At 63.6% G+C, this 18,153-nt stretch carries 17 protein-coding genes; 7 read left to right on the top strand and 10 right to left on the bottom strand.

Features of this window, described 5'->3' with window-relative positions; genetic code table 11:
- Both ACVWWJ_RS04790 and ACVWWJ_RS04785 read left to right on the top strand, forming a co-directional pair.
- On the top strand, nucleotides 1–1,776 hold the full coding sequence (locus ACVWWJ_RS04790) for an acyl-CoA dehydrogenase C-terminal domain-containing protein (protein ID WP_456966960.1): 1,776 nt from the start codon (nucleotides 1–3) through the stop codon (nucleotides 1,774–1,776).
- Nucleotides 1,777–2,004: 228 nt separating this feature from the next.
- Nucleotides 2,005–2,481 carry a GNAT family N-acetyltransferase gene (locus ACVWWJ_RS04785; protein WP_159893589.1) on the top strand — a complete coding sequence of 159 codons (477 nt, stop codon included), beginning with the start codon at nucleotides 2,005–2,007 and terminating at the stop codon, nucleotides 2,479–2,481.
- Between the two features lie 119 nt (nucleotides 2,482–2,600).
- On the opposite strand, the gene ACVWWJ_RS04780 is transcribed toward ACVWWJ_RS04785, so the two are convergent.
- Nucleotides 2,601–3,356 carry a SapC family protein gene (locus tag ACVWWJ_RS04780; protein ID WP_159893591.1) on the bottom strand — a complete coding sequence of 252 codons (756 nt, stop codon included), beginning with the start codon at nucleotides 3,354–3,356 and terminating at the stop codon, nucleotides 2,601–2,603.
- A gap of 270 nt (nucleotides 3,357–3,626) precedes the next feature.
- Between ACVWWJ_RS04780 and ACVWWJ_RS04775 the strand changes: the two genes are divergently transcribed.
- Together ACVWWJ_RS04775 and dxs are read left to right on the top strand one after the other, a co-directional pair.
- Complete coding sequence (locus ACVWWJ_RS04775) at nucleotides 3,627–4,229, top strand: HNH endonuclease (protein WP_125903167.1); 603 nt, start codon at nucleotides 3,627–3,629, stop codon at nucleotides 4,227–4,229.
- A gap of 76 nt (nucleotides 4,230–4,305) precedes the next feature.
- Nucleotides 4,306–6,201 carry a 1-deoxy-D-xylulose-5-phosphate synthase gene (dxs, locus tag ACVWWJ_RS04770; RefSeq protein ID WP_456966959.1) on the top strand — a complete coding sequence of 632 codons (1,896 nt, stop codon included), beginning with the start codon at nucleotides 4,306–4,308 and terminating at the stop codon, nucleotides 6,199–6,201.
- A 25-nt stretch (nucleotides 6,202–6,226) separates the two neighbouring features.
- Here the strand turns inward: dxs and prmC are convergent, their stop codons facing one another.
- Nucleotides 6,227–7,048 carry a peptide chain release factor N(5)-glutamine methyltransferase gene (gene prmC, locus ACVWWJ_RS04765; protein WP_456966958.1) on the bottom strand — a complete coding sequence of 274 codons (822 nt, stop codon included), beginning with the start codon at nucleotides 7,046–7,048 and terminating at the stop codon, nucleotides 6,227–6,229.
- 49 nt (nucleotides 7,049–7,097) lie between these two features.
- On the opposite strand from prmC, the gene ACVWWJ_RS04760 reads away from it, so the two are divergent.
- Nucleotides 7,098–7,961, top strand: a complete 864-nt coding sequence (locus ACVWWJ_RS04760; RefSeq protein WP_456966957.1) for an alpha/beta hydrolase — start codon at nucleotides 7,098–7,100, stop codon at nucleotides 7,959–7,961.
- A gap of 50 nt (nucleotides 7,962–8,011) precedes the next feature.
- Nucleotides 8,012–8,869 carry an alpha/beta hydrolase gene (locus ACVWWJ_RS04755; RefSeq protein ID WP_456966956.1) on the top strand — a complete coding sequence of 286 codons (858 nt, stop codon included), beginning with the start codon at nucleotides 8,012–8,014 and terminating at the stop codon, nucleotides 8,867–8,869.
- Between the two features lie 102 nt (nucleotides 8,870–8,971).
- Here ACVWWJ_RS04755 and ACVWWJ_RS04750 read toward each other — a convergent pair whose 3' ends face one another.
- A complete protein-coding gene (locus ACVWWJ_RS04750; protein ID WP_456966955.1) occupies nucleotides 8,972–9,874 on the bottom strand; it encodes a phytanoyl-CoA dioxygenase family protein in 903 nt (300 codons plus the stop codon).
- Nucleotides 9,875–10,028: 154 nt separating this feature from the next.
- Here ACVWWJ_RS04750 and ACVWWJ_RS04745 point away from each other — a divergent pair, with 154 nt between their 5' ends.
- On the top strand, nucleotides 10,029–11,147 hold the full coding sequence (locus tag ACVWWJ_RS04745; RefSeq protein ID WP_456966954.1) for a Gfo/Idh/MocA family protein: 1,119 nt from the start codon (nucleotides 10,029–10,031) through the stop codon (nucleotides 11,145–11,147).
- Between the two features lie 63 nt (nucleotides 11,148–11,210).
- Here the strand turns inward: ACVWWJ_RS04745 and ACVWWJ_RS04740 are convergent, their stop codons facing one another.
- From ACVWWJ_RS04740 to ACVWWJ_RS04710, 7 genes are all read right to left on the bottom strand, one after another.
- Complete coding sequence (locus tag ACVWWJ_RS04740; protein ID WP_456966953.1) at nucleotides 11,211–12,233, bottom strand: LacI family DNA-binding transcriptional regulator; 1,023 nt, start codon at nucleotides 12,231–12,233, stop codon at nucleotides 11,211–11,213.
- Between the two features lie 17 nt (nucleotides 12,234–12,250).
- Entirely contained in the window at nucleotides 12,251–12,658 is a 408-nt protein-coding gene (locus ACVWWJ_RS04735; protein ID WP_456966952.1) for a hypothetical protein, read from the bottom strand.
- 135 nt (nucleotides 12,659–12,793) lie between these two features.
- Nucleotides 12,794–13,387 carry a hypothetical protein gene (locus tag ACVWWJ_RS04730; RefSeq protein ID WP_456966951.1) on the bottom strand — a complete coding sequence of 198 codons (594 nt, stop codon included), beginning with the start codon at nucleotides 13,385–13,387 and terminating at the stop codon, nucleotides 12,794–12,796.
- A 166-nt stretch (nucleotides 13,388–13,553) separates the two neighbouring features.
- On the bottom strand, nucleotides 13,554–16,241 hold the full coding sequence (locus ACVWWJ_RS04725; RefSeq protein WP_456966950.1) for a M1 family metallopeptidase: 2,688 nt from the start codon (nucleotides 16,239–16,241) through the stop codon (nucleotides 13,554–13,556).
- A gap of 117 nt (nucleotides 16,242–16,358) precedes the next feature.
- Nucleotides 16,359–16,718 (bottom strand): DUF1428 domain-containing protein, encoded by a 360-nt coding sequence (locus tag ACVWWJ_RS04720; RefSeq protein ID WP_159893615.1) that lies wholly within the window; start codon nucleotides 16,716–16,718, stop codon nucleotides 16,359–16,361.
- Nucleotides 16,719–16,837: 119 nt separating this feature from the next.
- A complete protein-coding gene (locus tag ACVWWJ_RS04715; protein WP_063573276.1) occupies nucleotides 16,838–17,380 on the bottom strand; it encodes a carboxymuconolactone decarboxylase family protein in 543 nt (180 codons plus the stop codon).
- Between the two features lie 205 nt (nucleotides 17,381–17,585).
- Nucleotides 17,586–18,134 (bottom strand): peroxiredoxin, encoded by a 549-nt coding sequence (locus ACVWWJ_RS04710; protein WP_159893617.1) that lies wholly within the window; start codon nucleotides 18,132–18,134, stop codon nucleotides 17,586–17,588.
- Nucleotides 18,135–18,153 lie beyond the last annotated feature (19 nt).

Below are 18,153 nucleotides of genomic sequence, written 5' to 3'. Positions count from 1 at the left end.
ATGACGATCTACAAAGCCCCCCTCAACGACATGCGCTTCGCCCTCTACGACGTGCTCAGTGCCGATACCGTGCTCGGCAAGCTCGAGGGCGGTGAGGCCCATTCGCGCGACCTGCTCGACGCCGTGCTCGAAGAGGCCGCGCGTTTCAACGAGCAGGTACTTGCACCGCTGAACGCCTCGGGTGACCAGGAAGGCTGCCATTACGACAAGGCCACCGCGTCGGTAACCACACCGAAGGGCTTCAAGGAAGCCTATCGCCAGTACGCCGAAGGCGGTTGGGCCGGCCTCACGGCGCGCGAGAAGTTCGGCGGCCAGGGCCTGCCCGCCGTGCTCGGCGCCATGACCAAGGAAATGATCGATTCGGCCAACCTGGCCTGGGGCATCTATCCCCTGCTCTCGCACGGCGCTACCGACGCCCTGGAGCATCACGGTACCGAGTGGCAGCAGGAAACCTTTCTCAAGCCGCTGGTCGAGGGTCGCTGGACGGGCACGATGTGCCTGACCGAGCCCCAGGCCGGCTCGGACCTTGGCCTGCTCAAGACCCGCGCCGAGCCGCAGGCTGACGGCAGCTACCGTGTCACCGGCACGAAGATCTTCATCAGCGCCGGCGAGCACGATTTCTCCGAGAACATCATCCATCTCGTTCTGGCTCGACTGCCGGATGCCCCGGCCGGCAGCCGCGGGATCTCGATGATCGTCGTGCCCAAGTTCAAAATGAAGGCGGACGGCTCGCTTGGCGAACGTAACGCCGTCGCCGCCGGCGCCATCGAACACAAGATGGGTATCAAGGGCTCCGCCACCTGCGTCATGAACTTCGACGGTGCCGAGGGCTGGCTGATCGGGCCGGCGCACAAGGGCCTGATGGCCATGTTCACCATGATGAATGCGGCGCGTCTTGCCGTCGGCATCCAGGGCCTGGCCGTCTCCGAACGCGCGCTGCAGAACAGCCTCAATTACGCCCGCGAGCGCCTGCAGATGCGCGCTTTGTCAGGCCCGGCATTCCCCGATAAGGCAGCCGACCCGCTCACCGTACACCCTGACGTCCGCCGCATGCTGCTGACCCAGCGGGCCTTCGTCGAAGGCGGCCGCGTACTGGCTGCATACGCCGCCCTGCAGAGCGATATCGAATCCCGCGACGCCGATCCGCAGGCACGGAAGACCGCCGGCGAACTACTCTCCTTCCTCATTCCGATCGCGAAGGGCCTGCTCACCGAAGCGGCGCAGGAGTGCACCAAGGAAGCCCTGCAGATCTTCGGCGGCCACGGTTTTATCGCCGAGCACGGCATGGAACAGTTTGTCCGCGATGCCCGCATCATTACCCTGTACGAAGGCACCACCGGCATCCAGGCGCTCGACCTGCTCGGTCGCAAGATCATGCAGCTGCAGGGCGCCGGTCTGAAGCACTTCCTCGGCGAGATATCCGCCTTCTGCCAGGCCAACGCGGAAACCGACGCGGTGAAGGCCTTCATCGGACCACTCGCCGTGGCGACGAAGACCTGGGGCGACGTGACCCAAGCCATCGCGCAGCGGGTCCAGGCAAATCCCGAAGAGCTCGGTGCCGCCGCCGTCGATTACCTCTACTTCTCCGGCTACGTGACCTTGGCTTATTTCTGGGCGCGCAGCGTGCTCGCGGCCAGCACCTCCTCGCTCTCCGCGAACGACAAGCAGGCCAAGCGCGACACCGCGACGTTCTATTTCACCCGCATCCTGCCGCGTATCCACGTGCACAAGGCCGCGATCGAAGCCGGCGTGGCGACCCTGCCCGAACTGCTCTAAGCCCCGGCTGTTGTGGGAGCCGCTTTCGCGGCGATGCCCCATGTGGGAGCCGATTCATCGGCGATAGGCCTCGCGGCTAAACCGCTGCGTTGGCTTTTCGCCGCTGAAGCGGCTCCCACATTCCCTTGTTCGCCGCCGTCCGGGCCACCGGGGCTTCCGTCGGCCAGCGCGAAGGTGTAGAAAACAGACTCTTTCCGGAATCCTTCAGCTGCGACGGTGCCCGATACGATGAGCGACTCCCCGTTCCTGATCCGTCTCGCCGAAAGCGACGACGACGATTTCATCCTGGACCTGGTGCCCCGTTTTATCAGCTTCCCGCTGCCCAATGGCCGAACGCGCACCGATTGCCTGAAGGGCATCGAGGCCGATCTGGTCCATCACCTCGACGACCAGCCGCCGAACAGCTACATCTTCGTCGTCGAGAACGAGGACGGCGAGAAGGTAGGCTTCCTGCAGCTGCAGAAGACCAAGGATTTCTTCACCCATCGCGATAACTGCCACGTCGCCAATATTGCGGTGGCGGAGAAATACGAAGGCGTGGGCGCGGGCAAATTCATGCTCGAGTACGCCGATAGCTGGGCGAAGGAACATCACTGCCAGTTCGTGACGCTGGCCGTGCTGCCGGGCAATGAGAAGGCGCGGGACCTCTATGTTTCACATGGCTTCGATACCGACCTGATGCGGTTGGCGAAGCCGGTGCGCTGAGGAGAGCATCGCCGCTGAAGCGGCTCCCACATTCGTGCGAGCCTCCCCCGGTCATCAGCGATGAACCACAAAAAAGGCCACCCGAGGGTGGCCTTTTCGTTCGCACGAACCGGGGTCGATCAGACCTTGGCCGGCTCGTCCTTGGATTCACGTGCATCCAGACGCGCGGCCATGCGGTCGATGTTGGCCAGCGAGACGAGGTGCGAGTAGATCCAGCCGAACGCGCCTTCGCGAAGGAACTCGTGGGCCACCTTCTCGTCGAGCGTGCGCAGCTTTTCTTCGTTGATCACGAAGAGGCCGTTGAGGTTGATGCCCTTGCCTTCCTTCTGCAGGGTGATGGTGCGCTCTTCAAGCAGGTTGTGCTCGCGAAGCTTGCCCATGAACCACTGCGTGCGGGCGACGTGGTCCTGGAACTCGCCGAGGAACTTCACGGCGTTGGTCAGGGCCGGTGCGTCGGTGCCGTCTTCATTGAAGAGGCGCTCGCCTTCGGTCTCGTTGAAGCCTTCGTAGGCTTCGTCGAGGAACACGGTGAAGTCGTCACCCTCGGCGCCGACCGGCTTTTCAGCCAGCACGAACGGGTAGCGGCGGACGAAGGCCGGGATGTACAGGCCCGATTCCCAGAAGCCGTTCTCGCCGACCAGCAGGTTTTCACCCTGACGGAGGCCGAGGAGGGCCATCGGGCCCGCTTCCTCGATCGTGTTGCCGGCGAAGAGGATCGGGAAGTCACGCGCGGCGGGCGCGAACTCGACGCCCGTCAACGGGACGGAGTGCGCGGTGGCGGCGAAACGGATGTTGTTGACCGCCTTGATGCGGAGGTCGCGGTGTGCGGTGCGGTTCAGCGGAACCGGACGCTCGTAGAAAAGCACTTCTGCCACAGTGAAACCCTCTCAATACCCGCCGGACCTGGGAAGCCACCCCGGCCCCCCTTCCAAACCCGTCGGGACTCTATCGAACCCCCACTATATCAGCGCTTCGCGGCCCGGACAGCCCCGCAAGAAGCGGGCCGCGGCGGTGCTTTTCTGTAGCAATAATGGGCTATGCTCGGGTCAACGCCCCTTGTGGGGTCGGATCGGATCCTCGATCCGCACGGAGTTCGACTGGCTGGAACGCTCTTTCGCTTACGTGAAGGACGAGACACGATGACGATGGAAGTGCTTCAGGATGACCTGCCCAGGGTGACCGCGCTGAATACCACGCGCGTGCTCTCCCTTGATGCGGCAGGCCGTATCCTGGACTGGATCAGCTGGCAGGACGCCGTCTGCCTGTATGTCCGTGGCGTGGTCGCCTGGACACTCGGCGACCCCTGTCTGACCGTCCACGGCGGCCTCAGCCGTGCCAGTGGACTCCAGAGCAGTCTCGAGCTCCATCCTATCGTTGCCAGCACAGGCCACTGCCGCGAACACGCCATCGACCCGGCGCCGGCCCTCACCAACACCGCCCTCTTCGCCCGAGACCGCCATATCTGCCTGTATTGCGGCCACCACTACACCCGCCACGAGCTCACCCGCGACCATGTCCTGCCCCTCTCAAAGAAGGGTGCGGACGAATGGGAGAACGTGGTGAGCGCCTGCCTGGCCTGCAACCTGCGCAAGAGCAACCGCACGCCGCAGCAAGCGAATATGCCGCTGCTGGCCGTGCCCTACCGCCCAAGCTGGGTCGAGCACCTGATCCTCTCCAACCGCAATATCCTGGCGGACCAGATGGAATTTCTGGTCGGTCACCTGCCGCGCGACCGCCGCCCGGCCTGAGCCCGGCCGCAGTTTGCCCGCAAAGATTCACACCCCGTCCCTTGCCCCGGCCCGTCCGTAAGCGAACAATAGGGGCATGAACGACCTCTCCCGCTACCCTTATCTGGCGCAGATCGAATCGCCGGAGGACCTCCGACGCTTTCCGGATGACGAGTTGCCGGCAATCGCCGACGAACTGCGCCGCTACCTGATCGAGGCCGTCGCCTCGTCGGGCGGCCATTTCGGCGCGGGCCTGGGTGTGGTCGAGCTGACGGTCGCCCTGCACCACGTGTTCGACACCCCACGCGACCGCCTGGTCTGGGACGTCGGTCACCAGTGCTATCCGCACAAGATCCTCACCGGTCGCCGCGACCGGATCACGACGATCAAGAAAAAGGACGGCCTCGCCCCTTTTCCACGCCGCGAAGAGAGCGAGTACGACACCTTCGGTGTCGGCCACTCCTCGACCTCGATCTCGGCCGCGCTGGGCATGGCCATCGCGCTGCAGCGGCGCGGTGACAACCGCAAGGTCGTCGCCGTGATCGGCGACGGCGCGATGACCGCCGGCATGGCATTCGAGGCGCTGAACCACGGCGGTGACGTCGAGCCGAACATGCTGGTGATCCTCAACGACAACGGCATGTCGATCAGCGAAAACGTCGGCGCGATGACCAAGATGATGGCCCGCGCCATGTCCAGCCGCACGCTCAATGCGTGGCGTGAACGCGCCAAGAAAGCCATGCCGCGCGAATCTTTCTTCGGCCGCTTCTTCAAGCGCTGGGAAGAACACGCCAAGGGCATGTTCGTACCGTCGACCCTTTTCGAGGAGCTCGGCTTCCATTACACCGGCCCGATCGACGGGCACAACATGATCCAGCTGGTCCAGGCACTGGAAACGGTCAAGGACCTCCCCGGCCCCCAACTCATCCACGTGATGACAACCAAGGGCAAGGGCTACGAGCCAGCCGAAAAAGGCCCGATCGAATACCACGCCGTCGGCCCGTTCGACCCCATCGCCGGTCTCGTGAAGAAGGGCGCCCCGGCCAAGCCGACCTATACCGACATCTTCAGCGACTGGCTGTGCGACATGGCCGCGTCGGACGAGCGCCTGCTCGGCATCACGCCGGCCATGCGCGAAGGCTCCGGCCTGGTCCGTTTTTCTAAGGAATATCCGCAACGCTATTTCGACGTCGCGATCGCCGAGCAGCATGCGGTGACGCTGGCAGCGGGCATGGCCGTGGAAGGTGCGAAGCCGGTGGTGGCCATCTACTCCACCTTCCTCCAGCGCGCCTACGACCAGGCCATCCACGACGTCGCCCTGCAGAACCTCGACGTGACCTTCGCGATCGATCGCGCGGGCGTGGTCGGACCGGATGGCGCCACGCACTCGGGCAGCTTCGATCTCTCCTTCATGCGTTGCCTGCCGAACATGGTGATCATGGCGCCGGCGGACGAGCACGAGTGCCGGAGCATGCTCAGCACCGGCTTCCACTACAACGGGCCTGCCGCGATTCGTTACCCGCGAGGTACCGGCCCGGGCGCGAAGATGGTCGAAGCGCTGGAAACCTTCCCGATCGGCAAGGCTGAAGTTCGTCGCCGTGGTCATCACGGGCTCGCGATCCTTTCCTTCGGCACCATGCTCGCGCCCGCTGCGGTGATCGCCGCCGAAGTGGATGCCACGCTGGTCAACATGCGCTTCGTCAAGCCGCTGGACGAGGAACTGATCCTCGAGATGGCGCGTACGCATAAGGCCTTTGTCACCATCGAGGACAACGCCATCGCAGGCGGTGCCGGTGCCGGCGTTGCCGAGTTGCTGGCCGCCAATGGCGTGACCCTGCCGATCTTCCATCTCGGCCTGCCGGATGTTTATCTGGAACACGGCAGCCGCGAGGAAGTGCTGACCATGGCCGGGCTTGATCTGCCGCAGATCCGCCATGCCATCGTGACGCGGTTCCCGCAGTTCATTGCGAGCGCCGTGGCCAGCGCGGGCTGATCTCGCGCTCCAGGGCTCGATTCGCTCAGGGTTTTTTGCGGCCGCCGCTCACGCGGTCACGCTGTTCGAGATCCTGGGCGGTGAACGTATCCAGGAAGCCCGCCCCCGCCAGTATCGTGCGCGCGGCTTTTCCCTGGTTCCATCCATGCTCAAGCAACAGCCAGCCTCCCGGCGCGAGCCGGGGCACCGACGCTGCGGCGATGCGGCGAATGTCATCAAGGCCGTCCGGCCCCGAGGCTAACGCGCCGAGCGGCTCGAAACGAAGGTCGCCTTCGCCAAGGTGATGGTCGTCTGATTCGATATACGGCGGGTTGCTCACGATCAGGTCGAAGCACTCGTTGCCGAGGGGTGCCAGCCAGTCACCGTGTGCGAACGTAACGCGCTCCAGCCCCAGGCGTTGCGCATTCCGACGAGCGACAGCGAGTGCGTCGGCACTGGCATCGACGGCGAAAACGGTGGCGTCCGGACGTTCCTTCGCGATCGCCAGTGCGATCGCCCCGCTGCCGGTGCCGAGATCCACAACGCGTCCCGCCTGGGGCAGCCTCTCGAGCGCAAGCTCGACCAGCAGCTCGGTATCTGCCCGCGGGATCAGCGTGGCCGGTGACACTTCGAGCGTCAGCGACCAGAAGTCACGCGTGCCGGTGATGTACGCGATGGGTTCACCGGCGACACGGCGACGCACGAGCGACTGGAACCCTTCCCATGTGACGTCGTCCGACGGGTCGTCCGCGTGAGCGAAAAACCACGCGCGATTGACGCCCAACGCGTGTGCCAGCAGCAGCTCGGCTTCGAGGCGGTCGCCAAGGGCTTCCGTCGCCTGGCGCAGGATCGTGCGAATGTCGGTCATGCGCGCATTCTAACGTCGATGGCATGGCCTCCTCGCCTAGACTAGGCGGATGATCGTTCGTGCCACCCTTATCTTCCTTCTCGCGCTTCTCGCCGGGTGCCAGGCCGCCTTCTTCGGGACGGTGAACCTTCGCCAGCCTGCGAACGATGTCGTCTCGCACCGGAACATCACCTACGACACGTCGTCCACCTTGGCGCTCGATGTCTACGCGCGAGCTCGCGCCGAAAACGCGCCCGTCGTCGTCTACTTCTACGGCGGCAGCTGGAAGAGCGGCAAACGGCAGTGGTTCCGCTGGATGGGCGAGGCATTGGCGGCGCAAGGCGTGGTAACGATCGTGGCCGACGTTCGCCTGTGGCCTCGAACGCGAGGGGATGGCTTCCTTCACGATGGCGCGGAGGCGGTTCGCTGGGCACGGGACCATGCGAGCGAGTTCGGCGGCGATCCGTCGCACTTGTTCGTGATGGGACATTCCTCGGGCGGGCAGATTGCCGCCATGCTGGCCATGGACAAACAGTGGCTGGCAGCCGTCGGGATGAAGCCGAGGGACCTGGCCGGCTTCATCGGTGTTGCGGGCACCTACGATTTCATTCCCTTCGACGAACCCGAGTTCTACGACATGTTCGGGCGCACACCCGACGAGCAGGGACGATCCCAACCCATCAACTTCGTCGATGGCGACGAGCCGCCCGCCCTCCTCCTGCAGGGCGAGAAAGACACGATCGTCTACCCGTCGGAAGCGATCTCCCTGGAGGGTCGCTACGTGGCTCAAGGCGAGCCAGTGGAACTGAAGCTCTATCCGACGCTGGGCCACGAGAAGCTGCTGCTGGCTTTTGGCCCGCTGAAGGACAGGGCCCCGGTGCTGGCCGACACGATGGCCTTCATCCGCCGCTATTCCGGTGCCGCTTCACACTGAGTTCGACCTGGCGTGCATCCGCCTTCACGTCGGTTCCGTAAGTTATCGGCATGACCCGACTCTTTCTCGTTACCCTCGGCACCCTGCTTCTCAGTGGCTGCCAGTCCGCCCTGTTCAGCGTCGTCAACGCGCGCCAGCCGTCGGCCGGCACCATGGCTCACCAGAACATCGTCTTCGACGTGACCGACGGCCTCTCGCTGGACGTGTATGCGCCCCCGAACGCACGCAACGCCCCTGTCGTGGTGTTCTTCTACGGAGGCAGCTGGAAGAGCGGCAAGCGCCAATGGTACCGCTGGGTGGGCGAGGCGCTGGCCGCGCAGGGCGTCGTCACGGTCGTGCCCGACTATCGCCAATGGCCGAAGGTACGGCTCGACGGCTTCATGCACGACGGCGCCGAACCCGTTCGCTGGGCGCACGATCATGCCGGCGACTTCGGCGGCGACACCACCCACCTCTTCGTGATGGGGCATTCGGCGGGCGGACACATCGCCGCGCTGCTGGCTACCGACGCCCGCTGGCTCGGCGCCGTGGGAATGAAGCCCCGCGATCTCGCCGGCTTTATCGGGCTAGCGGGTCCTTACGACTTCCTGCCACTGACCAACGACGATTTCATCGACATGTTCGGTCAAACAGCGGAACAACAGGCCCGGTCGCAACCGGTCAACTTCGTCGAGGGAGATGAACCACCGGCCTTATTGCTGCAGGGCGAGACGGATAACACCGTCAAACCCTCCAATGCGCTTTCGTTGCAGCGGCACTACGAGGCGCGAGGTGAACACGTCGAGGTGAAGCTCTATCCGGATACGGGGCACATGGGCGTGTTGTTTGGTCTAGGTACGGGAAAGCACAAGGCGCCTGTGCTGCGGGACGTGGTGACCTTCGTACGGAAGCAATCCGAAACGAGATGACCCTGCTGCCGTTGTGGGAGCCGATTCATCGGCGATAACCAAGTCACCGCGAGCACCCATCGCCGATAAATCGGCTCCCACAGAACGCTGGCCACCCACTTCCTAGCGCGTCTTCATCGCATCACGCCCTTCGGCATTGCCGCCACGCGCCGAGTCGAGCACTTCCGGATACGGATAGTTAAGCCCCAGCAGCTGGCGGATATCCGGGCTGGCGTTCTTCACGAACTCCACCGGCAACGCCGCAGGCATGTCCTCCATCGGCTTGACGAATTTGGGCAGGTATTGCGTGATGATCGCCGAACGATCGATCTGGCTGCGATTAGGCATGGCACAGTGCCAGACGGCACCGAAGAAAATCACCGTATCGCCCGGTTCGCCAAGCATGCGTTCACACCGCTCGAAGAAGCGATCGCTTTCATCGGGGTAGTGCAATTCGCGTTGCGTACCGGGCACGAAAGCGGTCGCCCCCGTTTCTTCGGTAAAGGGATCGAGCATGATCGTCGCCTGGGCATTCAGCGGGAACGTGGCGTTGATACGCGCCGGATGCGTTTCCGGCGAGTGGAAATCCCAGTACGGGTAATCGATATGTGGCTCCTGCCCCGGTCCGCCGGGAAGAATGCGGTTGGCCGCAATCGAGCCCATGATGAACTCGCTGCCGATGAAGGCGCGCATCACTTTCATGATCGCCGGATGCGCTGCCATGCGAGAGAAAATCTCGCCCTTGGCCAGGAGGTTCCAGACGCGACGCTGGAGGTTGATTCGTCCCACCTTTTCGGCGTCTCCCTGAAAATGCGTGACCTTGCGGCCGCGCTCGTCCGCGTCGGATTCGCGCATGACGATGTGACGGGCTTCGGCAATCTCCGCTGCCGTGAACAGCCCCCGCAGCGTGATGGCACCGACACCATCCAGCAGCTCGTTAACGATCGCGTCGGTGTCGAGCGCATCCTCGGTGAACACGCGGATACGGGTGGGCGAGCGAGGGAAGGAATGCGCGGAGGCATGCATGGCTGGCTCCTGCCGCGAAGGCGGCGACGGTTGCGTGGTCAGGACGGGCTGATTGCCGGTTCGGTGACTACGCTAGGCCGTTTTGCAAGCGCTTGCAAACTGCACTGCAACATCCCTAGAGTCGGCCTCATCAACCGCCAGGAAAAGCCAGACCATGAGCGAGCTAAGAATCGGCCTGATCGGCGCCGGCTACATGGGCAAGGCGCATACAGTGGGCTTCAAGGGCGTCGGCGCCGTTTTCGAGACATCGCTGCGCCCGGTCTGCGAGATGATCGCCACGTCGACCGCCGACGGGGCCGCCGAGCACGCGCTGCGCTGGGGCTGGCACCGATCCACGGGCGACTGGCGCGACCTGGTCGCCGATCCTCACGTCGACGCCGTGGTGATCGCCACGCCGCCTCGCACCCATCTGGACATGGTCATGGCCTGCATCGCCGCCGGGAAACCGGTGTTCTGCGAGAAGCCACTCGGTGCCAGCGCTGCCGAATCCCTGCGCATGACTGAGGCGATTGAACGTGCCGGACTGCCGAACATGATCGGGTTCAACTACATCCGGACGCCGGCAAGCCGGCTCGCACGGCAGATCATCGCCTCGGGAGAAATCGGCGACGTCATCCAGGTCACCGCGGAACACGTGGAGGATTACCTTCACGATCCCGCCCTTCCCGCGTCCTGGCGCACGCGTATCGCCACCGGCACGGAAGCCGGTGCCCTGGGCGACGTCGCACCGCACATAGTGAACGCTTGCCTGCGCCTGGTCGGCCCGATCGCCAGTCTGGTCGCCGACACGAACATCGTGCACGCCCGCCGCGACGGGCCGGATGGGTGGGAAGCTGTGGAGAACGACGACCAGGGCCAGATGCTGGTGCGTTTCGCCAATGGCGCCACGGGTAGCATCAGCTTCAGCCGCATGGCCGCCGGGAGAAAGATGGGCTACACCTATCGTATTACCGGGACCCGCGGCGCCATCGCCTTCGACCAGGAAGACCAGAATGCTTTGTGGCTTTACGACGCCGCACGCGATGCATCCCGGCGCGGCTTCCAGAAACTTTTGATGGGCCCGGCCCATCCGGACTACCTCGCCTTCAACCAGGGCGTCGGTCATGGCACCGGCTACAACGACCAGATCGTGATCGAGGCGAGGGATTTCCTGCAGGCTATAGCAACCGGCGAATCCGTCTGGCCCACCTTCCGCGACGGCTACGAAGTCGACCGCATCATCGAGGCAGCGCTTCTGTCGAATCGCGAACGTCGCTGGGTCACCATCGACTAACCCATAGCCCCACCGCTCTTTGTGGGAGCCGACCATGTCGGCGATTCGGGGCGCCGAAGCCACTCACCTCCGCCGCAAACTCCCCCGAACCACCAGCTCACAAGCAAACAGCTTGCTCCGCGGCACCGCCTCCGGATTCTCCATCCACGCAACAATGCGTTCGATGGCATGCAAAACCATCTCGCGAATCGGCTGCTTCACGGTGGTCAACGAATACGACGCCCACGCCGCCAGCGGCATGTCGTCGAAGCCCACGATGCTCACCTCGCCCGGCACATCGACACCGCGCTCCCGACAGGCATCGATAGCCCCGAGCGCCAGCACATCGTCCCCACAGAAGACGCCGTCGAGTCGGTCACCACGATCAAGCAGCGCATGCATCGCCACACGGCCGTGCTCGTGTGTGTAGTTTCCCGCATGCAGGGTCTGTCGTAGCGACGATCCCGCTGCTTCAGCGAAGCCTTTGCAGCGATCGATCGTCGAGGCGTCGTGCTGGGAACCGCCGAGAAAAGCGAGACGACGCAACCCATGCGATCGCATCGCTTCGGCCACCATCCGGCCGCCTTCGACGTTGTCCACCGTAGCTACGGGCGCGGGCGACGACCGCCCTGCCCGACCGAACACATGCAGTACCGGAAGCCCCGCCGCACGGCACGAAGCCGCGAATCCCGCCGGCGGCGCCGAGGTAGCGATCAGCACGGCATCGACGTTGTACTGCTGCAGCATGTCCAGTGCGGCTTTGCCGTCTTCGTCCTCGCCCAGATTCGCCAGCAATGGACGCAAGCCACGCGCCTGGAGTTCACGGGTGAAGAGATCGAAGACCTCCATGAAGGTCGGGTTGGCGAAATGGTTGGAGACCAGGCCGATCAACTCGGTACGCCCCGTCATCAGACTGCGCGCAAGCCGGTTCGGCTTGTAACCGAGCCGTTCCGCCGTCTCGGTGACAAGCTCTCGGGTCTTCGCAGACACGCTGGCACCCGGAGTGAACGTGCGCGAGACCGCTGATATGGATACCCCTGCAGCCTCCGCCACATCGCGTGCGGTGGCGGGAGAGGGTCGCGTCGGCAAGGGTGATCGTGGCGGCATGCGTCAAGATTAGCGCATCAGGCGACGACCGAGATGGGAAGGCTCTGGGCTTCCATGAGCTTCATGCGACCCATCAGGCTCGCGTAAAACGCGGCGAGTGGCTTAGAGCCATCGCCGTGAGCGGCCCTCATGATTCCCTTGATGTTCGATGTTATGTCCACCGGAACATCGGGCCGGTGTGTGTACCACTCGCGCGGAATCGATGTATTCAGCGCGGAGCCTTCTCTTGCCGTCATGTGGTTGTTCTTGATCATGGCATTGATGTAGGCCTGGAGCTGCCTGGGCGTCACACGCGAGAAGTCGATGGCGCCCACCGGCATGGATCCTGGTGTGCGAACGGAGGGATGTACGTCGGCGGGCCGCTGCATCGTTGTCTTGCTTACCGTGTACACACCTGGCCCAAGTACCGGACGAATGTTCTGCATGAGACAGTCCTCTTGATGAGTTGTGTCAAAGAGACCAGAGAACATGTCGGTGCGGTAGGCGTTTTAGCGCGATCGCAGTCAGATCTGACGCCACCGAGCGACGCGCTCCTACAAAATCGACCAGAAGTCCCTTTATCAGGCGACCGCTGAAATATGTACGGACTTCGCTTCCGACATTCTCATCCAGTCAAGCATCTCTTCGTAGAACTTCGTCTGCGAGGTGGATTCGTGAGCACGAGCGAAGTCAGCCATACTTTCGACGCGAGAGGCGACGTCGACGGCAACGTCAGGAGAGTCGCTATACCATTCGTCGGGTATCGAGCAGAAGAGCGACGAGCATTGGAGCATCTCCGTCTCACCTATGTCTCCACTCATGACCTTCTCGTCGATATACGCATGAAGTGCCTTGGGCGTGATGCTCGCGAAGTTGATGTCCTTTGAACCAATACCGAACGCTTGTGCGGCGGCAGGCTCGGCACTACACATTTGTGCCCTCGCGATGGATACGAGGCGCGGACCGGCCGCTGCTCCTGAGGTGGCAACTTGCATAGGAATGACTCCTGATCGGTGCAGATCAAGAGAACAGAGAACGGCGGCCCGCGAAAGGCGCATATGTTCGCTCACGACAAAGGACGTCACGATGCAGCGGCGCACGCCTACACCTACGATCGCGGCAACGTTCGTGGCCGACTTGGGCCATGCCCGAATGGCGCAACGATCATCGGCCATCGCAGCACCTGGGATGCAAGTGGTCGCGAGGGCGGCAACTTCGAGGTAGTGGTTCTTCCTAGCGGCTCCGGCGGCGCGAAGCGCGCAACGCTGCAGATTCGCTGATCGGAAACAAAAAGGCCGGGCGATCACTCGCCCGGCCTTCGCTTTCACACCACGAAGAAGATCAGCGCGTGATCGCCTTCGGGTCCTGCTTCGCCTTCAGCGCCGCGCACAGCAGCGTCGACTCGCTGGTCTGGGCCAGATCACGTTCCGCGCCGCTCACCTGTGCGAGCTTCGGCTTGAAGTACTCGTTCATGCGATCGGTTTCGGACTTGGAGCAGCTACCGCCGGCGGCCATCGTGACGAGCTTGCCGCCCGCGAAGCTGCCGGTACGCGCGACGATCTTGTCGTAGTTCGTGGTGTACCACTTCCACAGCTCGTTGCGGCCAGCTTCGGAGTCGCGATCGCCGCGCAGCAGCGCAGCCATCTCGCCCACCTTCACGTCCTTGCTCAACGAGAAGTCGCGCACCTTGTTCGACTGCGTCACGTCCTTGGTGCTTGCAAGCGCCGAGAGCATCGCATTGCGCTTGGCCGGGTCGGAGGTTTTCGGGATCTCTGCGATCAAGGCATCGACAGCCGGAGCACCACGCTCCTGCACCGCCACGCCAAGCGAGTCGGCGAGCAGATCGGGATCGGCCGCATCGAGATCGAGATGACCGTCCTTCACCTGCAATGCGGCATCGCCCTGCTTCAGCAGCTCGGCGCGAACTTCCTTCGAAGCGATGTCGTCGTCGCCGAGGAAGCCGGCGAGAGTGGTACGCGTGATGGTGTCGTTGTCGGCTTCGCCGGCCTTCTTGCGATAACCCAGCTCCTTCAGCTTCGGCAGGTAGGCGTCAACTGCCCACTGGCGGAGGTGATCACGCTGCGCGTCGGTGACCGCTTCGTTGTTGAAGATCCAGTTGAACGTCGCCATCGGTGCGGTGAAGACTTCGCGGGTCTTCGACGCCGTGATCGGCTTGAGCGCGGCGAGCACGTTGCCGGCGTCGAGATCACCATGCAGGAACGCTGCGCGAACGGCGTCCGCATAGGCCAGCTGTTCGGCGTCGCTCAACGTGCCGACGACCTTGCTCAGTGCGGCGAGATCCGTCTTGTTCTGGGCGAAGCGGTAGTATCCGCGACCGTTGGCATTCGGCAGTACCCAGGTGCCCTTGGCGGCATCGTCCAGCACCATGGTGCCGGTGGCCTGGTCGAACAGTTCGCACTTGACCTTGTTCGCACCGCCGGGCGTGCCGTAGCGCACGCACATCGGCACGCCCCACACGCGGCTGGCGTCGCCGGTGCTGCCCAGCGGCAGGTAGCGGCTCTGGGTCAGATGCAGGACGGTCTTGCCGCCTTCCACCTTCACCTCGGTGGTGACGTAAGGCACGCCCGACTGGTTGAGGAAGCTACGGAACGCGCTCTTGAACGCATCGCCCTGTCCGGCCGCCTCGGCGATCGAATCGATCAGGTCGTCGGCCGTCGCGTTGGCGAACTTGTGCTTCTGGATGTAGGCACGCATGCCTTTCTGGAATACCGGATCGGTGACATAGCCCTCGAACATGCCGAGGACGGCGGCGCCCTTCTGGTAGGTGATGCCGTCGAACGCCGTTTCGATATCGCCATTGCCGGTGATCGGCTGGCGAATCTTGCGCGCGCTGACAAGGCTGTCGTTGTTCATGGCGCCCTGCGCACCGCGAACGCGATCCAGGTCGGCGCGGTACTCCGGGTGCACTTTGGTGGTGACCTTCTGCTGCATCCAGGTCGCGAAGGCTTCATTGAGCCAGAGATCGTCCCACCAGGCCATGGTCACGGTGTCGCCGGTCCACTGGTGGGCCAGTTCGTGTGCGTTGACGTTGAACGAGCCCCGCACGTACTTCGCTTCCGAGTCCGGGTCGATCAGCAGGAGCCAGTCACGGAAGGTCACCAGACCCGCGTTTTCCATCGCGCCGGCACTGAAGTCAGGCGCAGCGAGCAGGTCGAGCTTGTCGTACGGGTAACCGAAGCCGTAATAGTCCTCGAGCGTGTGGATGATCGAGTTGGTCTCGCCGAGCACGTGCTGCATGCGATGACCCTCGCCCTTGGCGGCGATGCCGCGCAGCGGCGTGGCGGTCGGACGGAATTCGGTCGGGGAAATGTCCGGACCCTTCACCACGTCCCACGGGCCGACGGCGAAGGCGACCAGATACGTCGGCAACGGCTTGGTGGTAGAGAACGTCAGCGTCTTCCAGCCGGCACCGGCCTTTTCTTCCTTCACCTGGGCGGTATTGGCCACGCCCTGGTCGTCGGTTGGAATGGTCAGGCTGAGATCGAACGGCACCTTGAACGACGGCTCGTCGAAACCCGGGAACGCATAGCGCGCGGAGACCGGCTCCATCTGCGTCATCGCATACGGCACGCCTTCGTGCGAAACCTTGTACAGACCCTGCAGCTGCTTGTTCAGCGGCGCGGTGAATTCGATCGCAAGGGTGATCTCCTGCGGCTCGAGCTTCGCACCGAGGTCGATGCGCGCGACGCCTTCCTTCTCGGCGGCGACGGTGTACTTGCCGACGTGCTTCTTGCCAGCGGCATCGGTGACGGTGACCTTGGAGACCTTGAGGTCCTTACCGTGCAACCAGATGAAGTCGGAGGCCTGGCCCAGCTTGATCTTGATGATCGTCGAGCCGGAATAGTTCTCCTGCTTCGGGTCGACCTTGAAGGCGAGCTTGTAGTTCTCGGGCTGAGCCCAGGTGGGCAGATGGCCCAGCGGCGCGGCGGCGTCCGTGCCGGCGGCGAACGCGGCGCCACAGCAGGTGGCGAGCGCGGTAAGAATGAGAGGACGGACGAAACGACGCATGGTGGGTGGGACTCCCCTGTGGGTAAGTACCCATCCTGCGAACAGGGATGACCTTTGACACAGTGCCAGAAGGCACCCCTGTCCTCGTTGCGGCGCGTCATTCCGGACGCGGCACCGTCACATCTCGACGATCGGCTTGAACCCGCCGAAGAACATCCGCTTGCCGTCGAAGGGCAGCTTTTTTGGGTCCATGAACTCGGCAAGTCGCGGATCTTCCATGACTTTCTTCATGATGCGGTCGCGGGCGCGCTTGTTCTCGTAGACGATCCAGGAGAACACCACGGTCTCGCCGGGTTTCAGCTTCACGGCCTGCGGGAACGAGGTGGATTTGCCGGGTTTGACGTCATCGCCGATGCATTCGCTGTAGGCCAGCGCACCATATTCCATCCAGATCTTGCCTGCCTTGCGGGCCATCTTCTTGTATTCGCCCATGCGGTCCAGTGGAACGGGCAGGACGAAACCGTCGACGTAGCTCATGATGCAACCCTCCCGAAGTGATTGTTCGTGGAGCGTCGCCCAGAACGAGGAAAGGCCGCGTTAAACGCGGCCTTTCTTGTAGAGCATCGCCGCTGAAGCGGCTCCCACATGGCCTGCTATCAACCCGCAGCGTCGGCCTGCTCGAGGACGACGGCAACGCCGTGGATCACCGAGGCAATGCGGACCGCGCTCTGGATCGCCTGCACGGAGATACCGCCGTCGCGCAGCACCTTGTCGTGCGAGTCGATGCACATGCCGCAACCGTTGACCGCCGAGACGGCCAGCGAGACCAGCTCGAAGTCGTTCTTGGCATCGCCCTTATAGGCGCCGATGACGTTCATGCGCAGCTTCGCCGGGATCGTTGCGTACTCCGGGTGGCTGACCAGGTGCTGGAAGCGGTAATAGATGTTGTTCATGCCCATGATCGCGGCCGAACCCTTGGCGGCGGTCAGCTGTTCGGCCGTGGCGTGCTCGGCAGCGAAGGCGGCGATGGCTTCGGTCAACGGCTTGTAACGAGCCGAGAACGCGGCGCCAAGGGCGACCATCGAGATCTGGGCGAGGTTGAGGCCCGGGGCTCCCGCTTCGCTCAACACGGAGTCGAGGTTGAGCTTGAGGTCCTTGGCGTATTCGGGAAGCTTGCTACGAAGATCGGCGACGCTCATGGGATGCACCTTGTCTTGGATGAGGAATAGGGCGCGGAATGGCTCGGCGCGCACGGCACCGGTTCACGCGGGACACGGGGGCGTGTCGGTGAGGCAATGAGAGGCTTAGAAAAGAGGCGGTGAAGCGAACTTCACCGCCTCTCGGGTTGCCCGCGCCGCGCGGGGGAGGGAGCGTTGCGGCGCGGGACTTACGACCGGTAGAACCTTAGGCGACCTTCAGGGTCTCGTCGCCGGACTTCCAGTTGCAGGCGCACAGCTCGTCGGTCTGCAGCGCGTCGAGGACGCGGAGCACTTCGTCCGGGTTGCGGCCGACGGAACCGGCGGTCACGTAGGCGAACTGGATCTCGCCGTTCGGATCGACCAGGAAGGTAGCGCGCTGGGCAACGCCTTCGTCGGTCAGGATGCCGAGGGCCGTGGTCAGGTCCTTCTTGATGTCGGCAACCATCGGGAACAGGAGATCCTTCAGGTCGGCGTGGTCCATGCGCCAGGCGCGGTGGACGAACTCGGAGTCGGTCGACACAGCCAGGACCTGGCAGTCACGGTCGGCGAACTTCTCGTTGAGGTCGCTGAAACCCTTGATCTCGGTCGGGCAGACGAACGTGAAGTCCTTCGGGTAGAAGAACACCAGCTTCCACTTGCCTTCGTACGACTTGTCGGAGACGTCCATGAAGGCGTCTTCGATCTTGTTCGCGAGCGGGCCGCCGTTGACAGCCTTGAGGTTGAACTGGGGGAACTTATCGCCAATGCTCAGCACGTTTGACTCTCCGTTGAGG

Source organism: Luteibacter sp. HA06, from assembly GCF_054061215.1.
The sequence above is the reverse complement of the archived record's forward strand: the minus strand, read 5'-3'. Positions and strand labels throughout refer to the sequence as shown.